We start from the raw sequence: 17,231 nt of genomic DNA, 5'->3' as shown, positions 1-17,231 counted from the left end.
TATGCTGACAAGAACACTAAGCGCTTTGGTTTTAGTCCCTGTTTTACTGGGATTAACGTATTTGGGAGGGGTATATACTGCCTTACTCGTGACGACGGTTTCCCTCATAGCGCTTAAGGAAGCCCTGGCCATTGGTCAAAAATTGGGATTTAAAGCATGGACGATAAGTTCCGGTATCTTTTCTATGCTATGGCTAGTGCTGATTTTTGCTGGTGAAATCCAGTGGAATTTTCCTTTAATGATCGCCTGGCTGCTGTTTGCTATGGGAAGAGCGGCTTTGGGGTATCCTAAAGTTAGTCTGGGGGAAGCGGGGTATAATTGCTTTGCTCCCATTTATACGGTGGTGCTGTTTTCTCACCTCTATCTGATCCGGGGATTTTCCGAAGGAATAGCATGGGCTATCTTAACCTTTATTCTGGTATGGGCAACCGACACCTTTGCATACCTTATAGGGAGAGTGATGGGGAAGCATTTACTTGCCCCTCGGGTCAGTCCCAAAAAGACCATAGAGGGTTCCGTAGGGGGGCTGGTTTTTTGCATTTTAAGCGGTATCCTGGCTTGGCAAATAATCGGCGGCGCTCCCTTGGCAGCCTACATTGCTTTAAGCGGCGTTGTAGCTGTCAGTGCTCAGATTGGCGATCTCTTTGAATCCGCCCTGAAGCGGAGTGTCAATATCAAGGATTCGGGGAATATTATACCGGGACATGGGGGAATCCTCGACCGCTTTGACAGTCTTTTGTTTGTGATACCGATCATGTATTATTGGGTACTAATTGTGGGGTGATTCTATGAATCTTCAAGAGGAACCGAAGCTTAAACAAAATATTAATCGTCTGGCGGTTATTACCTTTATTTTGGTTCTGCTTAAAGTCATTACCTTTTTCTTTATGGAATTTATGCCGGTATTCGGCCAGGTCATGAGTCAACTCCTTGCTGCGCTTTTACCCTTCATCATTGCTTTTTTCATTGCTCTTTTGCTGGAACCTTTGGTTCTGCGTTTTATGCAGGGATTAAAAACAAGCAGACCCATCGCCGCGGTTTTAGCCTTAGTTCTTGCTATTTTGGGGATTGGCAGTATTGTCTTTTTGATTGTAGTCCGTCTTTATACGGAGCTGTCCGATCTGGGTAATTCTTTTCCCAGCTACGGCTATGTGGTGGGCTTTTTTAACAACATCCTCGGCACAGTCGACAACTTTATCCAACTCAATCCTCAGATCCAGATTTCCATCAATAATGCTACTCAAGGGCTTATTGACTCGTTACAGGGCTGGGCGCTTACAGGCAGTAAGGTTCTTTTGAATTTCATTTCTGCTTTGCCGGGAGTTTTTATAGTCTTAGTTGTATCTATCGTAGCTACCTTTTTTATGAGTGCCAGTTATCCGGGGGTCAAGAATTTTTTCAGCAACCTGGTGCCTCGGAAGTGGAAACCCAGTGCCCATTCCGTAAGCCGGGCTTTGGGCGCTGCGGTGGTTGGATTTGTTCGGGCGGAAGCCATACTTATTTCTGTGACCGGCATTATTTTAACGGTGGGGCTATTATGGATGGGTAATCCTTATGCCTTTACCATTGGGTTTATTTCGGCTCTTTTGGATTTATTGCCCATCGTTGGCACAGGGATGATCTTTGTACCATGGATTGTTGGTTTGTTTATTTTGGGTTCGGTATCTGAGGGCATTAAGCTCTTAATTATATATTTGATAGCTACTGTCATAAGACAAATCCTTGAACCTAAAGTCATGTCCCAAAATATTGGCATCCATCCCTTGGCCACCATTATTTCCATGTATGTTGGTCTGAAGCTATTGGGTGGTTTTGGTTTGATTTTGGGACCGGGTTTAGTGATTATCTATGAAGCCCTAAGAAAAGCAGGCTTTTTTGGTAAATAAGAAAGTAGTGAGTGCGTGAAGAGATTGACAATTTTAGGCTCTACAGGGTCTATCGGCACCCAGACATTGGATATTGTGCGTCAAAATCCGGAACAGTTAGAGGTTTTTGCTTTAGCGGCAGGGAAGAACGTCCAGGAAATTGAACTCCAGGCCCGGGAATTTAAGCCTCGGATCATCGGGTTGATGGAGGAAAAGGCTGCCCGGGAATTAAAACAACGGGTGGCGGATCTGGATATTGAAGTGGTTTCCGGGATGGAGGGGCTCCTGCGTACCGTTACGGATGAGGTGCCGGATACGGTGGTAACCGCCATCAGCGGCCGCATTGGTTTGGAGCCGACCCTGGAGGCCTTGAAGGCGGGGAAAGACATCGCCTTAGCTAATAAGGAAACCTTGGTTGCCGGCGGCGATTTGGTTATGAGAACAGCCCAAAGGCTGGGCAGAACCATTCTTCCCGTGGATAGTGAACACTCGGCCATCTTCCAATGCTTAGAAGAAGATCCGCGTACTCTGGACAAGATTATCCTGACGGCTTCCGGCGGTCCGTTCCGGGGGTGGTCTGAAGAACAATTGCAGGAGGTCACTCCGGAAAGAGCTCTTCAGCATCCTAATTGGGCAATGGGAGCAAAGATAACCATTGACTCGGCCACCATGATGAATAAAGGCCTGGAAGTTATCGAGGCTCATCACCTCTTCCATATGGAGTATGATCAGATTGAAGTCTTGATCCACCCGCAAAGTGTGATTCATTCTATGGTTCAATACTGTGACGGGAGTGTTCTGGCTCAATGTGGGAGACCGGATATGCGTTTGCCTATCCAGTATGCCTTAACTTATCCGACCCGCTGGCCTAATCCCTTTGAACGACTGGATTTACGGGGAAAGACCTTAACCTTTTTTGACCCGGAGGATTATGATTTTCCTGCCTTGAAGCTTGCTTATGCTTGTGGAAAACGGGGAGGAACGTTGCCGGCTGTGATGAATGCCGCCAATGAAGTTGCGGTTCATGCCTTTTTAGCACGCAGGGTAGCTTATCTGGAAATTATCGGCTTGGTGGATAAGGTTTGCTCGGAACATGATGTGTTAGATGCCACGGATTTGGAAACCATACTTAATGCGGATCATTGGGCTCGTATCCGTACAGAAGAGCTCATCCATGGTTAGAAGGAAAGACAAGGCATAGTTGAAGATAGATTGGTATAAGATTAAGAGAAACACAAGCAAGACACCCATTCATGGTGGGGAATGGAGGAGGGTTTAGTTTGGTAAGTGCTATAGCTGTGGTATTTGCTTTCGGGCTGTTGGTGATGATTCATGAACTGGGTCATTTTATTGTGGCTCGTTTAAACGGCATCAAGGTTTTGGAGTTTGCTTTTGGCTTTGGGCCGAAGATCATTGGTTTCCAAGGTAAAGAAACCGCCTACTCCCTAAGGCTGATTCCCTTAGGCGGTTTTGTGAAACTCTATGGCATGGATGCTGAGACAGATGAAAATGGGAACCAGGTTTTAGCTGCTACCACAGATCCGCGGAGCTTCGGCAATAAAAAAGTGTGGCAGCGTATGTCGGTTATCGCCGCAGGACCCATTATGAATTTAGTCTTGGCCATCTTCCTGTTCATGATTGTCTTTGCTTATTTTGGTATCGCCACGGCAACCAATACCAATGTGGTGGGCTCCCTTGTTGAAGGAATGCCCGCTCAAGCCGCAGGGATTGAAGCCGGGGATAAGATTGTTTCCGTCAATGGCGTGGAGACTCCTACCTGGACGGACTTAACCCAAGCGATTCATATTAAGCCGGATCAAGAGGTTGTGCTGGTGGTTGAGCACCAGGGAGTACAAAGAGCCCTCACCATAGGGACTCAAAAAGACCCCGCTTCAGGAAATGGCCTGGTAGGGATTAGTCCGGAAGTGATCTATCAGAAGACGACCCTACTGGAAGCGGCACGCTATGGACTGGAACAAACCATTAATTTCACTCGTTTGATCCTGGTCACTTTAACTCAGATGATCACAGGTGAGACCAAGGCTGAATTGGGAGGACCGGTAGCCATTGTTCAGGCTATCGATCAAAGTGCTGAATCAGGCTGGGAGAATTATCTGGGATTTATCGGGATATTGAGTATCCAACTGGGCCTGCTTAATCTTTTTCCCATTCCGGCCCTGGATGGAAGCCACCTGGTTTTTTTGCTGATTGAGGGATTGAGGGGTAAACCGATGAATCCCGAACGGCAGAACTTTATTCATTTCCTGGGCTTTGTTTTCTTAATGTGCCTGATGCTGGCTGTAACCTATCAGGATATTTTAAAACTCTTCACCGGCAAAGGCTAAGGAGGCTTCAATGTGGAGCGTAAGCTGACGAAAACAGTAAAGATTGGTGACGTAACCATAGGGGGAGGCAGCTCTATCGTCGTCCAATCCATGACTAATACAGATACCCGGGATATCCCCGGTACCCTGGCGCAGATTCAAGCTTTGGCCCGGGCGGGGTGTGAGGTGGTGCGGCTGGCCGTACTGGATCGGGAGGCAGGCCACGCTCTCGGGGAGATCGCCTTGAAGAGCGAACTTCCCGTTATTGCCGACATCCATTTTGATTATCAGCTGGCTTTGCTGGCTATCGAACAAGGTGTGCACGGGCTAAGACTGAATCCGGGCAATATCGGTGCCCGCTGGAAGGTGCAAGAGGTGGTCCGGGCTTGTAAAGAAAGAGAGATACCGATACGGATCGGGGTCAATGCCGGCTCATTGGAAAAAGAAATTCTGGAAAAATATCAGGGGGTCACTCCTGAGGGCATGGTGGAAAGTGCTCTAGGGCATATCCACTTGCTTGAAGAAGAAGGCTATGACAAAATCAAAGTCTCCTTAAAAGCTTCCCATGTTCCCCTGATGCTGGCGGCTTACCGCAAGATCTCGGCAAGGGTGGATTACCCCCTCCATATAGGAGTCACTGAGGCAGGAACAGTACGTTCCGGAGTAGTAAAATCTGCGGTAGGTATCGGCAGTCTCTTAGCCGAAGGGATAGGAGATACCCTGCGTGTATCTCTTACCGGAGATCCTGTTCAGGAGATTCCGGTAGCCCTGGAGATTTTAAAAGTTCTCGGGTTAAGGAACCGGGGAGTGGAGCTGATCAGCTGCCCTACCTGCGGCCGGACTCAGGTGAATCTTGCCGAATTAGCAGAGAAGGTGGAGGACAAGCTTTCCCATCTGCCCCCTTTGGATCGGCCCTTGAAAGTTGCCGTGATGGGCTGCGCGGTCAACGGGCCTGGAGAAGCCCGGGAAGCAGATTTTGGTATTGCCGGAGGCAAAGGCATGGGCTTGCTCTTTAAAAAAGGGGAGATTGTTGCCCGTTTATCGGAAGAAGAACTATTGCCCGCTTTACTTGCGGAAATTGAAAATTATGTGAAACAGTATGGAAGGGAGCAGCACTCATGCGTGTAAGCCAAATTCTCAATCCCACTCTGCGGGAGGTTCCTGCCGAGGCGGAAGTCGTCAGTCATCAATTGTTGGTCAGGGCGGGGTTAATTCGTAAATCCGCAGCCGGCATCTATACCTACTTGCCTTTGGGCTTGCGCGTATTGCGCAAAATCGAACAAATCGTCCGGGAGGAAATGGATGCCAAGGGAGGACAGGAAGTCCTGCTCCCGATTATTCAGCCTGCCGAGCTCTGGCGTGAGAGCGGTCGCTGGGATCTATACGGACAGGAGCTGATGCGCCTTAATGACCGCCACAATCGGGAATTCTGCCTGGGACCGACTCATGAAGAGATCATTACCGATCTGATACGGGGTGAAATCCGTTCCTATAAACAGTTGCCCTTGCTGCTTTATCAAATCCAAAACAAATACCGGGATGAGCGGCGCCCCCGCTTTGGTTTAATGCGGGGCCGGGAGTTCATTATGAAGGACCTCTATTCTTTTGACCGGGATGAAGCAGGCTTGGCTGAAAGCTATAAGAAAATGTATGATGCCTATACCCGGATCTTTACCCGTTGTGGTTTGTCTTTCCGTCCGGTGGAAGCGGATGCCGGAGCCATTGGCGGCACGGGCGGCACACATGAATTCATGGTCCTGGCTGAATCCGGGGAAGCTGCCGTAGTTTATTGCCCTGATTGCGATTATGCCGCCAATGTAGAGAAGGCTGAATGTAAGCCCGCCCCTGTGGCGGTTGATGCTCCCATAGGAGCTTATCGCAGCGTGGATACCCCTGGAACGAAGACCATTGAGCAGGTGGCTGAATTCTTGAAGGTCTCCAAGAGTGATCTGGTCAAATCCCTCCTTTATCAAGGCGATGATAAACTCATCTTGGTTCTGGTTCGGGGAGATCGGGAAATCAATGAGATCAAAGTGAACAATGCCCTTGGTCCTTTTATCAATCTCCAGCTGGCCGGCCCTGAGGCTGTACTGGAAAAACTGGGCTGCGAACCAGGCTATGTAGGCCCCATAGGTGCACCCAAGAACTTAACGGTGGTTGCTGATTTGGAAGTGCCTCTGATGGCGAAAGCTGTTTGCGGCGCCAATGCTGAGGACAAGCATTATGTGGATGCGGTGCCGGAGAAGGATTTCCGCATCGATCAGATTCTTGATCTGCGCATGGTAAACGCCGGGGAACCTTGTCCCCAATGCGGCAGCCCTCTCAAAGAAGCACGGGGCATCGAGGTGGGCCAGGTCTTTAAACTGGGCACCAAATACTCCAAAGCTCTCAATGCCGTATTCCTGGATGAGAACGGAGCTGAACATCCCTGTGTTATGGGATGCTACGGTATCGGGGTCAGCCGTACCATGGCTGCGGCTATTGAGCAAAACAATGATAAGGATGGCATCATCTGGCCTATTCCCATTGCACCCTATCATGTGATCGTCGTACCTGTCAACATGAAGGATGACCAGGTTCGTGAAACGGGTGAGACGTTATACCAAGAACTGCTGAAGCTCGGAGTGGAAGCCGTCCTGGATGACCGGGATGAGCGCCCCGGAGTCAAGTTCAAAGACGCGGACCTTGTGGGTTATCCCCTGAGAGTTACTGTAGGAAGCAAGACCTTAGCCAATGGCGAAGTCGAGCTACGGGAGCGCAAGACCGGGGAAGTCCAGCTGGTGAAGGTGGAAGAACTGGCAGGCCGTATCCAGGGAATGATTCGGGAAGCATTAGGCGTTAAGTAAGCGCGATAGCGCGGCATAATATGAGCGGTATGACCGGGAGGAGCTGTAAAGGCATCTCCCGGTTTATTTTTCAACCAGGTTAGTTTTAGGGTTTTTCCAATCCTTGACTTTACTTAGTGGGAATGATAATTTTACATTAGTGGATATTATAGGAGGTTAGGCTCATGGTTATAAGAAAAGAAGATATTCATAATTTAGTCGAGCGTCTTCCTGAAGATGATCAAAAAACTGTTTTTGATTTCATGCAGTATCTATTAAACCGTTCCACCCAAAAAGAAGAGGGGTGGGAACAAATTAATCAAGCGGACCCGGATGATGAACCTCTAACTGAAGAAGAACTTCGCCAGCTTAACAGTGATGACGGTTACGTTACAGGGGAGGATGCTAAGCGTGAATTCGGATTACAGGTTGATTTACCGTAAGGAAGCGGTAAAATTCTAGCCAAACAGGACGTGTCTGCCCAAGAGCGTATTGCAAAAGGGCTGGCAGGTCTTTTAGAAATTCCTCCTAGCGGTGACATAAAGCTCCTGAAAGGCTACAAGAAGTTGTACCGTCTTCGCGTTGGCTCATACCGCATACTTTTTGAGATCAGTCATACTGAAAAGATTATCTACATTCAGGTGATAGACTCCCGTGGAGGAGTGTATAAATAAGTAAAAGCTGATTGTCCTTATATTATGGGAGACCAGCTTTTTTTTATAGAGTATGGCTTTTGTATCGTAACGTTGATTTACTCATAATCATACCGGGTTGGAAAATAGAGGAACTTTTGCTTGCATGTAGAATATCAGCAATAGCTGATGATTTTTATTGGTAGGTGTGGAGGGAAATATGGGTAGATTGTTTGCTGTTATATTGCTCTTGATTTTTGGAATTATAGGAACATTGTTTAACAACACACATCATCCTTCAGGACGAACTATTGAGGAAGCTATAGAAAGATCCGGGAGGGAGGTTGTGGCGATTCTCCATAGAGAGAAAGTAAATGACGGAGAAGTGGTGTTCTATCATAAAGGGATCAATGATGGGGAGGCTCACAGCATAGCGGCTGGATATGTTCAACGGACCAACAGTGGCTGGAAATGGGTGTCCGGCGGAGAGCATACTGGAATAGATGAAGTAACAGCTCAATATTTTCCCTCTACGAAAGGATATGTGAAAAGCTCCTTTCCCTTAGCGTATGGTGAAAGTCTAAGAGAGGATATCGCTAGTATCGGCGTCCTAACTAAGAATTCAGATATTGTAAAGAAAGCTCGCATTGTCGGCAACGAAGAAGGCAAGATATGGTTTGTCTTTTTGAATCCTTCAGACGGAATATTAACTAAAATTGTAGGTTATAACCAAGTGGGGGAAATAATTTTTTTAAGCGGCTATGTTGAACCATAAAGTGGGACCTAAATATAGATTTAGAGTGATATAGGGATCAAAAAGGCAGCGGGCTATTCTTTCGCTGCCTTGATTATTTTAAGAAAGATAAAACGATAAAGTTTGCTTAAAAAGAACAGATAATCCTTCTTGAAAGAATGTATGTTCTGTTATATGATATTCTTATCAATGGAGGGAACGGATATGGATGTATTTGATAAACTCACGATTTTAACAGACTCCGCGAAATATGATGTGGCTTGCACTTCCAGCGGAGTCGAGCGGAAGGGCAGGCCAGGCAGCATCGGCAATACGGTAGCAGCCGGGATCTGCCATAGCTTTGCCGCAGACGGCCGCTGTATAACCCTGCTTAAAGTGTTGCTGACCAATGTTTGTGTCTACGATTGTAAATATTGCATCAATCGCAGCTCCAATGATGTTCCCAGAGCTGCTTTTACTCCCCGGGAGCTTGCCGACCTGACAATTAATTTTTATCGCCGCAATTATATTGAGGGACTGTTTTTGAGTTCGGCGGTCATAAAAAACTCCAACTATACGTCCGAACTACTGATTAAGACTTTGGAACTTTTGCGCCATGAGTATCGGTTTGCCGGATATATTCATGTTAAAGCTATTCCCGGTACGGATAATGAGGTCCTAACCCGGCTGGGCTATCTGGCGGACCGGGTCAGCGTTAATATTGAACTCCCATCTCAGGAGAGCCTGAAGCTTTTAGCTCCCGATAAGAGCAAGGAAGCTATTCTCCGGCCTATGGGCCTCATCAAAGGTAAAATAACGGAAAATACTACGGATCTGATCAAATACCGCCATGCTCAGAAATTTGTCCCCGCAGGTCAAAGTACTCAGCTTATCGTTGGTGCTACACCGGATACCGATTATAAGATTTTGACCCTGGCGGAGGGCCTGTATAAGAAGTATCAGCTGAAACGGGTCTTTTTCTCGGCCTACATACCGGTTGCTGAACACAGCCTGCTCCCGGCAGTTTCAGTAAAGCCTCCCCTGTTGAGAGAGCATCGCCTTTATCAAGCGGATTGGCTCCTGCGGTTCTACGGTTTTGAAGCCCGGGAACTGTTGGATGAAGGCCATCAGAATTTTAATTTGCATGTGGATCCCAAATGCAACTGGGCCCTTAATCACCTGGACCAGTTCCCCGTCGAGATCAATCAGGCTCCTTATGAAATGCTCCTGCGGGTACCGGGAATCGGTGTGACCAGTGCCCGCCGGATTTTGCGGGCACGGAAAATAGCCCATCTGGATTTTGCCGGGTTGAAAAAGCTGGGCGTTGTCCTTAAGCGTGCTCAGTACTTTATTCTTTGCAAAGGAAAAACCCTGGCGGGGCTTAAGGTGGCTCCCCACAATGTGATGCAGGCTCTGATGTCCGAGCGGGTCATCGCCGGCCTTCCTTCCCAGGCTCCCCAGCAGTTAGCCTTATTTGAGGAACCGCCCCTTTCCCGAGAGGATGTGATTCAATGTTTGACGGGGCAACTTTAGTCTACAAATACGACGGAAGCTTTGAAGGGCTTATGTGCTGTGTCTTTGCGAGCTATGAGCAGAAAGAAATTCCCTGCGACATTCTCCCGCCGGAAGGTCAGCCTGGCCTTTTTGATATCCTCAAGTCTATTGAGACAGATCGCCAAAAAGCTCAGCGGGTGTATGATTCCATTCCCGTCAGGATTTCCCTGGAAGCACAGGAACTGGTGAAGCTGGGCTTCCTGACCTGTACCCCACAAAAGGAACGTTTGATTTTCCTTTTCCTAAGGCTAGGGTATAAGCTAGGAGGGAAAGTCATGGGAATGCTGACTGATGACAATGTCCATGCCTTGCAGAAAGCCGTAAGGAACTTGACCAATGAAAGTCATCGTTATAAAGGATTTGTCCGGTTTTCGGTTTATAATGAGGCCTTAGTTGCGGTGATTGAACCGGAGAATTTCGTTTTGCCTCTGCTGGCCTATCACTTCTCAAACCGTTACCCCAATGAGGTCTTTATGATTTTTGACAAAACCCATAAGGCCGCTCTCATTCACCAAGCAGGCAGAGTTGAGATCGTGGATGTAGAAGAGTGGGAGTTGCCGGAGCCGGAAGAAAAGGAAGTGGAATATCGCCGTCTCTGGCAGCAATTCTATAAAACCATTGCCATTGCAAGCAGGGATAATCCCCGCTGCCGTATGAATTTCATGCCTAAACGCTTTTGGAAGCATCTGACGGAGTTTTATCCTGAGCAGAAGGTTAAAGCGGGGGAGGCTAAGGAAGATAAGTTCCAAGGAAAGAAACTCATCCTAGGGGAGCAGCCAATGCTACCCGACCGCAGTTAGCCTGAGGAGCAAATTTCCAAGCGCTTGGAAATTTGGAGGCTTGACCCATAGGCAACCCATCAAAAACCTCCCGCCATTTATTTTATGGCAGGGGGTTATATTATGTTCAGATGGACTTAAAGAAATATTAAATTTTTACTAAATTAGCAATTTTAGGGAGGAATTGCCGCTCTTGCAACGAAATAATGCCATTATATGGTATTAAAAATTTAAGGAGAGATTGCATGAAGAGCAAGGAGAGGTTAATTCCATTAGTTTTACTCGTATGGATATTCTCATTTATCCCCTTAGGAGTATTGGCTGCTGCTGATGATTATGGCTATAATCCCCAAGGAAGATCATTTAAGGGGACTTTGGACAATTGGGAAGCTTTCATTCATAACCAACCGGCTGCTGCTTGGGACCCTGAAGCAATCGATGTCATGTTTTTGGAAAGAAAGTGGGATAAGCGTTTTGCCCCAATGTTAACGGGCGAAACTCCTTTGCCTGGTGCCTGGCAAAGGGCAAAATTATGGCAATATTTATCTGGTGAGCAAGCAGGATGGACTTGGCGTCAGGAGCTGGAGGTAATTTATTCGCCAAATCAACCGATACCTGGGGCTATGGAGCTTACGGAAAATGAAATGGGGATTCCAGGTTTTTATTGTGTGAAATTCAAAGAGTGGGTAACTGGCCCAAAGGGACAAAAAGTGACTATAGAAGATCTTTCTGTGGATTCAGGTATCATCCAAAAGGCACTTAAAGCCGGAGAATGAAATGGCGAAATTACCAATTGATTGGTAATTTCTTTGTAAATGCTGCTTATTGTACAGGTATCGTTGTAAAAAGTGTATTACTGGAATCAAATATCGTTGTATTTTTTGTGCGGAAACGAATCTGAAGGCGAAAAGCCTGAAAATGTATCAGGAAAAATTTCGACCGGAGCTCTCCATCCGCGCCTCCATGGCTGATTATAGACGCGAGGACAGGCTGCTGAACTTGCCTTTATATATGGTTGAAATGATGGGCTTATTGTTGAAAGAAGCTGAATGATGAGCCGATTGCAGGAATGGCCAAATTACCAACCGGTTGGTAATTTGCCTCCTCACACCAGTTGCTTTTAGAGCTTTTTGGACTATGCCTTTAAACTGACCATGTGCCTGTAGTTCAAATGGTGCAACGGTGCACCATTTGAGTTTATGTCGTCGGCGATAAGAGCGAAAAGGAGACTTTTATGAAAAAACTCGGATTTATCATCCAGATATTAGGCCTGATATATATGCTAGGTATAGCGATCCTTTCATTCAGCACAAATCCCCCTTTTCCCATGTTTACTCCGGATAGCATCTCAATAAATGTTATCCCTGGCGTAGTGTTGATCGTTTTAGGATTTTTTTTAAAGGGTAAGAAAGGGAAAGAATAGGTACTTTCCATATATTTCAGGGCTTAATAGGAATTATATTTCTTAGGCGTTGCTTTATTTGAAGAAGGATTATTCGGAGGATACATAATGCAAATAATATTTAGAGAACTCCCTATTTATTGGCAATCATTATGCAGGCAATAGCAATAATGTTTGCTATAGGGGGCTCATTCAATGTACGATGTCATCAGGGCATTTTCAAAAATCTAATTCGTATTCATCGAGTGCCATAGCAAACTTATTCTATATTGAATTTATAGATTTATTTCTGTTATCTATCTTAACAATATCATTAAGAATTTTTATTTCGAAAGGATATTTTTATAAAACAGAAGAGATGTAGGAAAATCAATTTTGCTAGTCAGATTCGTTGACTTGAGGTTTGAAACCGATATGACAAAGTAGTGTTTTCTCATGTTATGGAAACTTCTACTCAGTATTATTTTACCAATGAACATGAAAAACCCCAGAAACTGCTGTAAATGAATTTCACAAAAGATTATTTAAACCAAGGAGGTATGTATAATGAACATTAAAATAAAGAAGATTTTGCTATATCTAACAAATACAATTGTTGTACTTTTGGCTTTAAGCAGTTTCTATTTAGCTGCATTGGCTCTTTACAGCAAATTTGTTACGCATGTTACCGTAGGAATGATAGGGCACATGAGCTGGATAAATATTCTTATACCGTTAATTGGTTTTGCGGCTTTTGTGTTTTACTATAGATCAAAAAAGCTTATAATGATGATGTTTTCTGGGGTATTGCTGCTTTCTCAACTGTTTCTAATGCTTTTTGCGGGATAAGAATCTGCAAAGCGTTCCTGCCGCAACTCAAATGATGCAGCGCTGCAACATTTGAGTCTAAAATATTTTATAGACTAGCCATCGCTTCCTTCCCATATTATTCAGCTATCAGAAGCGGGATATCTATGCTAATATTAAATCAGTACCTATAATTTTCGAAGCCCTATCAAAATTGATAAGAAGGATGTGCTTAGCTGGAATGAATAAAAAGATAGTATCGCTTATACTTATGTTCATTTGTACACTAGCTCTGGTAGCCTGTTCTACGGGGACGACTAACGTAAGCGAAGGAAAAAGCCCCAAACAGATGGTTGAGGAATCCTTTGCAAAGTGGTATGGGCTGAAGAGCTATGATATGGATATGATCATGAATATGAAGTTTTCTGTAGGAGACGAGGCTCTGGATATGTCCATGACAGGAAAAGGAGTCATATTTCAAAACCCTATGAAAATGAAAATGGTGATGGAAACCACAATTCCTGGCATGGGTCAAAAAATGACGATAGAGCAGTATGCAGAGCAAAATGCGGAAAAAATGGCTGTCTATCAGAATATCGAAAACAACTGGCAAAAAATCACCTTTGATGACCCGGCCATGATGGAAACGATGTATATGGACCCCAAGGATAACCTTAAATTGTTTATGGACCATCTTGTCTCGGCGGAAATCATTGGGGAAGAAAAAATTGACGGAAAAGATGCCTTAAAGATAAAGCTAGTAGCCTCAGGAGATATCTTTGACCAGATTTTTCAGGAAACAGCCGGCGATATGCTTGGCTTAGGGAATGGTCTGATCAATGGGGATGTCTTTTCCCAGATAGGGGATATGGTCTATACAATCTGGGTTGATAAAAATACTCTTGATACGCTGAAGTGTCAGATGGATCTATCCGAGAATATGAGAAACTTAGGTAAAGCTCTGGCTGAAGAGCCAAATATGCCTGCAGAGATAAAAGACATCTTCGCTAATGCGGAAATATTTATGGAATACACGATTTTAAACCCAAATAGCGCCCAGGACTTCGTTATTCCCGAGGAAGCTATGAACGCCCCGGAGGTAGAATTACCAACATCTTAAAGAAATTAACGAATCATTTTAAATAGCTTGCACTATCTCCCAGTATGTGCTATAGTTTATAGAAGAGAAATTCTATTGCAGCCGAAGAGGAGTGGGTCTTGAACCCACTCTTTCCTTTGTTTTGTATAACTCATGAAAACCTCGCAACACTAGTCATAGTGGTTATTAAAATAAGAGGAGGATGGCTATGGGAGAATCCATCATGGAACAAGTTGGAGCGATCATTGCACCTGTGATAACCGAACAAGGCCTTGAGCTGGTTGATGTCGAATATGTTAAGGAAGGTGCACATTGGTATCTCCGCATTTATATCGATAAAGAGGGCGGAGTGGATATCGATGATTGCACGAATGTAAGCCATTTGGTAAGCGAGGTATTGGATAAGCATGATCCGATAGCCCAAGCGTATATGCTTGAAGTCTCTTCACCGGGATTGGAACGCCCGCTAAAGAAAGATGAAGATTTTGAACGGTTTACAGGAAAGCTCGTCCGGGTCCTGACCAAAGAAATCTATCAGGGATATAAAGAATTTACCGGTTATTTAGTGGGTTTAATTGAGGATGATATCGTTTTGGAATATGAAAAGGAAAAGATGGCCATCCCCAGAGCGATAGTAGATAAAGCTAATCTAACCTTTGAGTTCTAGTGGAGTGATATGTTTTGGAACATAATATAAGGGGGAAGAATAAAAAATGAATATGGAGTTCATTGAGGCCCTCCATGAATTGGAGAAAGACAGAGGGATCTCAGCGGATATTCTGTTTGAAGCCATTGAAGCTGCCCTGATATCTGCTTACAAGAAAAATTTTGCTTCATTACAGAATGTTCGGGTACATATCGACCGCATGACTGGAGAGTTCAAAGTTTTCGCCCGGAAAAACGTGGTGGAAGAGGTTGAAGACGCAAGAACTCAGGTAAGTATGGAGGAAGCACGGAAGATTGACCCCAACTATGCCATCGATGATGTGGTGGAATACGAAGTCACGCCCCGTGAATTTGGGCGGATTGCGGCTCAGACAGCTAAACAAGTAGTAGTGCAAAGAATTCGTGAAGCTGAGCGGGGCATGATTTACGATGAATATATCAACCGGGAAGGGGATATCGTTACCGGAATTGTTCAGCGCTATGATCAGAAAAACGTCATTGTTGATTTAGGTAAGGTAGAGGCCATTCTGACAGCGCAGGAACAAATTCCTGGTGAGACTTATCAACCCTTTGAGCGGATTAAGACCTTTGTGGTAGAAGTCAAAAAAACAACCAAAGGGCCTCAGGTCATGCTCTCCCGTACCCACCCGGGTCTGATTAAACGTTTGTTTGAACTGGAAGTGCCGGAAATCCATGACGGACTGGTTGAGATCAAAGGGGTGTCCCGGGAGGCGGGAGCCCGCTCTAAAATCGCTGTTTATTCCCGGGATGCCAATGTAGATCCTGTGGGGGCTTGCGTAGGACCGAAAGGCAGCCGGGTTCAAACCATTGTTACTGAGCTGAAGGGCGAAAAGATAGACATCGTCAATTATTCCACAGATCCTGAGGAATTTGTGGCTAATGCCCTTTCCCCGGCCAAAGTTGTGGGAGTATACCCTAAACCTAATGAGAAAGTGGCTTTGGTCGTAGTTCCTGACTATCAATTATCTCTGGCGATCGGCAAAGAAGGTCAAAATGCCCGTTTGGCCGCCAAGCTGACCAATTGGAAGATTGACATTAAGAGTGAGTCCCAGGCCCTGGCCCAAAATCTTATTCCCGATCAGAATGAAGCCCAGGGAGAATACGAAGAGTACGACGAATTCGCTGATTATGCAGAGTATGAAAACTACGATGAATATGAAGACTATAGCGAATACGATGACTATGAAGAGAATGGGGACTACGATGAAAACGCGACCTATGAGGAGAATTATGATGATGAGCTGGTTTATGATGAGAATTCCGAGTATGAGGAATCCACTGCTTATCAGAATGAAGAACTTCCCTACGAAGAGAACGGAGAATATGCAGCGACTCCGGAGAATGGGGAGCCTAAAGGAGAAAGTGCTGGGGGAGACGATGCCTACACAGGGTCAGGCGACAAAGAAGAACGATTGACGGAACGGGATCGGTCCATGATGAAATATTTTGAGGCGGATGAGAAAAACAGCCGCAAGGAGAAAAAGAAGAAAGCCAAAGGCAAAAGGTAGGTGAATGCTATGAAGACACGCAAAATTCCGCTAAGAATGTGTCTGGGCTGTCAAGAAATGAAGCCGAAAAAGGAGCTCATTCGCGTAGTTCGCACACCAGAAGGAGCCGTGGAGCTTGACCTCACTGGTAAACGGAATGGCCGTGGCGCATACATTTGCCCGAATATCGAGTGCTTTAAAGCAGCAGTAAAGGGTAAGCGGTTCCAAAAAGCCCTGGAAATTGAACTGGCACCTCAAGTGATTGAGGAATTGGAAAGGAAGTTGGGTAGAGAGTGCTAGAACGAATCTACTCACTCTTAGGATTAGCCCGAAGAGCGGGGAAAATTACCTCCGGAGAGTCACAAATAGAAGTTATGCTAAAGAAGGGGAAGGGATTTCTTCTCATTTTGGCTGAAGACGCTCCTGGAACTCATAAAAAATATGGGAAATGGGCGGAAGACCTTCGCTTGCCGGTTTTGATACTGGGGACTAAGCAGGACCTGGGGATTGCCATTGGGCTCTCCCCAAGATCAACGGTTTTGATTATGGACGAAGGATTTGCCAAGGCCATATTAAAGATAAGGAGTTGACGCCTGGAAAGATAATGTGCGCTGAATATGTGGGGGTGGTATTTTGAGTATACGTGTTCATGAATTAGCCAAAGAATTAAATTTAAGCAGCAAAGAAGTGATGAGTCGCCTGGAAAGTATAGGTGTCGATGTAAAGAACCATTTGAGTGCCGTCGAAGATCAGGATGCCAATCGTCTTCGGACTCGAATTCAGAAACCGCAGAGTAAAGAGCAAGTCGCAGAACCTAGAAAAAGCGCTTCGTCCCCGGAAAGCAAAAGCTTAACGCAAGGGCCGGCTGAAGGGAATCGTGACAAGTCTCAAGGTTCGCAAGTGGAAAGTCCCCGAGTAGAAAGGGAAGATCATCCCCAAGGGCAAAGACCGATGGAAGATCGTCCCCAAGGACAAAGACCGATGGGAGATCGCCCTCAGGGGCAGAGACCGATGGGAGACCATCCTCAGGGGCAGAGACCGATGGGAGATCGCCCTCA

Annotated in this window: 20 protein-coding genes; all 20 read left to right on the top strand. The window is 45.8% G+C overall.

The features are described 5' to 3' along the window. Nucleotide 1 precedes the first annotated feature (1 nt). Nucleotides 2-784 (top strand): phosphatidate cytidylyltransferase, encoded by a 783-nt coding sequence (locus BUA14_RS10965; protein ID WP_005810663.1) that lies wholly within the window; start codon nucleotides 2-4, stop codon nucleotides 782-784. A 4-nt stretch (nucleotides 785-788) separates the two neighbouring features. Continuing rightward, entirely contained in the window at nucleotides 789-1,886 is a 1,098-nt protein-coding gene (ytvI, locus tag BUA14_RS10960; protein ID WP_072772647.1) for a sporulation integral membrane protein YtvI, read from the top strand. A 15-nt stretch (nucleotides 1,887-1,901) separates the two neighbouring features. Continuing rightward, nucleotides 1,902-3,047: a 1-deoxy-D-xylulose-5-phosphate reductoisomerase gene (locus BUA14_RS10955; protein WP_072772646.1), complete on the top strand. Its 1,146-nt coding sequence runs from the start codon at nucleotides 1,902-1,904 to the stop codon at nucleotides 3,045-3,047. A 98-nt stretch (nucleotides 3,048-3,145) separates the two neighbouring features. Next, the gene (rseP, locus tag BUA14_RS10950) at nucleotides 3,146-4,210 is read left to right on the top strand and encodes an RIP metalloprotease RseP (protein WP_026198962.1); all 1,065 of its coding nucleotides are present in this window, start codon (nucleotides 3,146-3,148) and stop codon (nucleotides 4,208-4,210) included. Between the two features lie 12 nt (nucleotides 4,211-4,222). Further along, on the top strand, nucleotides 4,223-5,317 hold the full coding sequence (ispG, locus tag BUA14_RS10945) for a flavodoxin-dependent (E)-4-hydroxy-3-methylbut-2-enyl-diphosphate synthase (protein WP_072772645.1): 1,095 nt from the start codon (nucleotides 4,223-4,225) through the stop codon (nucleotides 5,315-5,317). Continuing rightward, a complete protein-coding gene (locus BUA14_RS10940) occupies nucleotides 5,308-7,035 on the top strand; it encodes a proline--tRNA ligase (protein WP_072772644.1) in 1,728 nt (575 codons plus the stop codon). The genes ispG and BUA14_RS10940 overlap by 10 nt, the downstream gene beginning before the upstream one ends. 164 nt (nucleotides 7,036-7,199) lie before the next feature. Next, the gene (locus BUA14_RS10935; protein ID WP_015944735.1) at nucleotides 7,200-7,457 is read left to right on the top strand and encodes a hypothetical protein; all 258 of its coding nucleotides are present in this window, start codon (nucleotides 7,200-7,202) and stop codon (nucleotides 7,455-7,457) included. A gap of 30 nt (nucleotides 7,458-7,487) precedes the next feature. After that, nucleotides 7,488-7,688 carry a type II toxin-antitoxin system RelE family toxin gene (locus BUA14_RS10930; RefSeq protein WP_242954632.1) on the top strand — a complete coding sequence of 67 codons (201 nt, stop codon included), beginning with the start codon at nucleotides 7,488-7,490 and terminating at the stop codon, nucleotides 7,686-7,688. Nucleotides 7,689-7,866: 178 nt separating this feature from the next. After that, nucleotides 7,867-8,421: a hypothetical protein gene (locus BUA14_RS10925; RefSeq protein WP_072772643.1), complete on the top strand. Its 555-nt coding sequence runs from the start codon at nucleotides 7,867-7,869 to the stop codon at nucleotides 8,419-8,421. 183 nt (nucleotides 8,422-8,604) lie between these two features. Then, the gene (locus tag BUA14_RS10920; RefSeq protein ID WP_072772642.1) at nucleotides 8,605-9,912 is read left to right on the top strand and encodes a putative DNA modification/repair radical SAM protein; all 1,308 of its coding nucleotides are present in this window, start codon (nucleotides 8,605-8,607) and stop codon (nucleotides 9,910-9,912) included. Then, on the top strand, nucleotides 9,891-10,733 hold the full coding sequence (locus tag BUA14_RS10915; RefSeq protein ID WP_072772641.1) for a TIGR03915 family putative DNA repair protein: 843 nt from the start codon (nucleotides 9,891-9,893) through the stop codon (nucleotides 10,731-10,733). The genes BUA14_RS10920 and BUA14_RS10915 overlap by 22 nt, the downstream gene beginning before the upstream one ends. A gap of 224 nt (nucleotides 10,734-10,957) precedes the next feature. Next, on the top strand, nucleotides 10,958-11,488 hold the full coding sequence (locus tag BUA14_RS10910) for a hypothetical protein (protein ID WP_072772640.1): 531 nt from the start codon (nucleotides 10,958-10,960) through the stop codon (nucleotides 11,486-11,488). Between the two features lie 458 nt (nucleotides 11,489-11,946). Continuing rightward, complete coding sequence (locus tag BUA14_RS10900) at nucleotides 11,947-12,135, top strand: hypothetical protein (RefSeq protein WP_015944728.1); 189 nt, start codon at nucleotides 11,947-11,949, stop codon at nucleotides 12,133-12,135. Nucleotides 12,136-12,660: 525 nt separating this feature from the next. Next, nucleotides 12,661-12,942 carry a hypothetical protein gene (locus BUA14_RS10895; protein WP_005807700.1) on the top strand — a complete coding sequence of 94 codons (282 nt, stop codon included), beginning with the start codon at nucleotides 12,661-12,663 and terminating at the stop codon, nucleotides 12,940-12,942. 199 nt (nucleotides 12,943-13,141) lie between these two features. Further along, nucleotides 13,142-14,020 (top strand): DUF6612 family protein, encoded by an 879-nt coding sequence (locus tag BUA14_RS10890; RefSeq protein ID WP_072772638.1) that lies wholly within the window; start codon nucleotides 13,142-13,144, stop codon nucleotides 14,018-14,020. Between the two features lie 187 nt (nucleotides 14,021-14,207). Then, nucleotides 14,208-14,666, top strand: coding sequence for a ribosome maturation factor RimP (gene rimP / locus BUA14_RS10885; protein ID WP_072772637.1), 459 nt, complete (start codon nucleotides 14,208-14,210; stop codon nucleotides 14,664-14,666). 46 nt (nucleotides 14,667-14,712) lie between these two features. Further along, a complete protein-coding gene (nusA, locus tag BUA14_RS10880; RefSeq protein WP_072772636.1) occupies nucleotides 14,713-16,194 on the top strand; it encodes a transcription termination factor NusA in 1,482 nt (493 codons plus the stop codon). 9 nt (nucleotides 16,195-16,203) lie between these two features. Next, nucleotides 16,204-16,473: an RNase P modulator RnpM gene (gene rnpM / locus BUA14_RS10875; protein ID WP_026183746.1), complete on the top strand. Its 270-nt coding sequence runs from the start codon at nucleotides 16,204-16,206 to the stop codon at nucleotides 16,471-16,473. Further along, nucleotides 16,467-16,763 carry a L7Ae/L30e/S12e/Gadd45 family ribosomal protein gene (locus BUA14_RS10870; RefSeq protein WP_005807689.1) on the top strand — a complete coding sequence of 99 codons (297 nt, stop codon included), beginning with the start codon at nucleotides 16,467-16,469 and terminating at the stop codon, nucleotides 16,761-16,763. Before rnpM ends, BUA14_RS10870 begins: the two co-directional genes overlap by 7 nt. A gap of 43 nt (nucleotides 16,764-16,806) precedes the next feature. Continuing rightward, the coding region (locus BUA14_RS10865; RefSeq protein ID WP_178371676.1) for a translation initiation factor IF-2 N-terminal domain-containing protein at nucleotides 16,807-17,231 on the top strand (425 nt) is incomplete at its 3' end.

This window comes from Desulfitobacterium chlororespirans DSM 11544 (genome assembly GCF_900143285.1).
Lineage (GTDB): Bacteria > Bacillota > Desulfitobacteriia > Desulfitobacteriales > Desulfitobacteriaceae > Desulfitobacterium > Desulfitobacterium chlororespirans.
This window is presented reverse-complemented; position numbering and strand designations above follow the sequence as displayed.

Bases quoted from the DNA above. Each gene is read 5' to 3' on its own strand.
- nusA (WP_072772636.1), top strand. From the start codon at position 14,713: ATGAATATGGAGTTCATTGAGGCCCTCCATGAATTGGAGAAAGACAGA.
- BUA14_RS10935 (WP_015944735.1), top strand. From the start codon at position 7,200: ATGGTTATAAGAAAAGAAGATATTCATAATTTAGTCGAGCGTCTTCCT.
- BUA14_RS10900 (WP_015944728.1), top strand. From the start codon at position 11,947: ATGAAAAAACTCGGATTTATCATCCAGATATTAGGCCTGATATATATG.
- ytvI (WP_072772647.1), top strand. From the start codon at position 789: ATGAATCTTCAAGAGGAACCGAAGCTTAAACAAAATATTAATCGTCTG.
- rnpM (WP_026183746.1), top strand. From the start codon at position 16,204: ATGAAGACACGCAAAATTCCGCTAAGAATGTGTCTGGGCTGTCAAGAA.
- BUA14_RS10920 (WP_072772642.1), top strand. From the start codon at position 8,605: ATGGATGTATTTGATAAACTCACGATTTTAACAGACTCCGCGAAATAT.
- BUA14_RS10925 (WP_072772643.1), top strand. From the start codon at position 7,867: ATGGGTAGATTGTTTGCTGTTATATTGCTCTTGATTTTTGGAATTATA.
- BUA14_RS10915 (WP_072772641.1), top strand. From the start codon at position 9,891: ATGTTTGACGGGGCAACTTTAGTCTACAAATACGACGGAAGCTTTGAA.
- rimP (WP_072772637.1), top strand. From the start codon at position 14,208: ATGGGAGAATCCATCATGGAACAAGTTGGAGCGATCATTGCACCTGTG.
- BUA14_RS10890 (WP_072772638.1), top strand. From the start codon at position 13,142: ATGAATAAAAAGATAGTATCGCTTATACTTATGTTCATTTGTACACTA.
- BUA14_RS10910 (WP_072772640.1), top strand. From the start codon at position 10,958: ATGAAGAGCAAGGAGAGGTTAATTCCATTAGTTTTACTCGTATGGATA.
- BUA14_RS10895 (WP_005807700.1), top strand. From the start codon at position 12,661: ATGAACATTAAAATAAAGAAGATTTTGCTATATCTAACAAATACAATT.
- BUA14_RS10940 (WP_072772644.1), top strand. From the start codon at position 5,308: ATGCGTGTAAGCCAAATTCTCAATCCCACTCTGCGGGAGGTTCCTGCC.
- BUA14_RS10965 (WP_005810663.1), top strand. From the start codon at position 2: ATGCTGACAAGAACACTAAGCGCTTTGGTTTTAGTCCCTGTTTTACTG.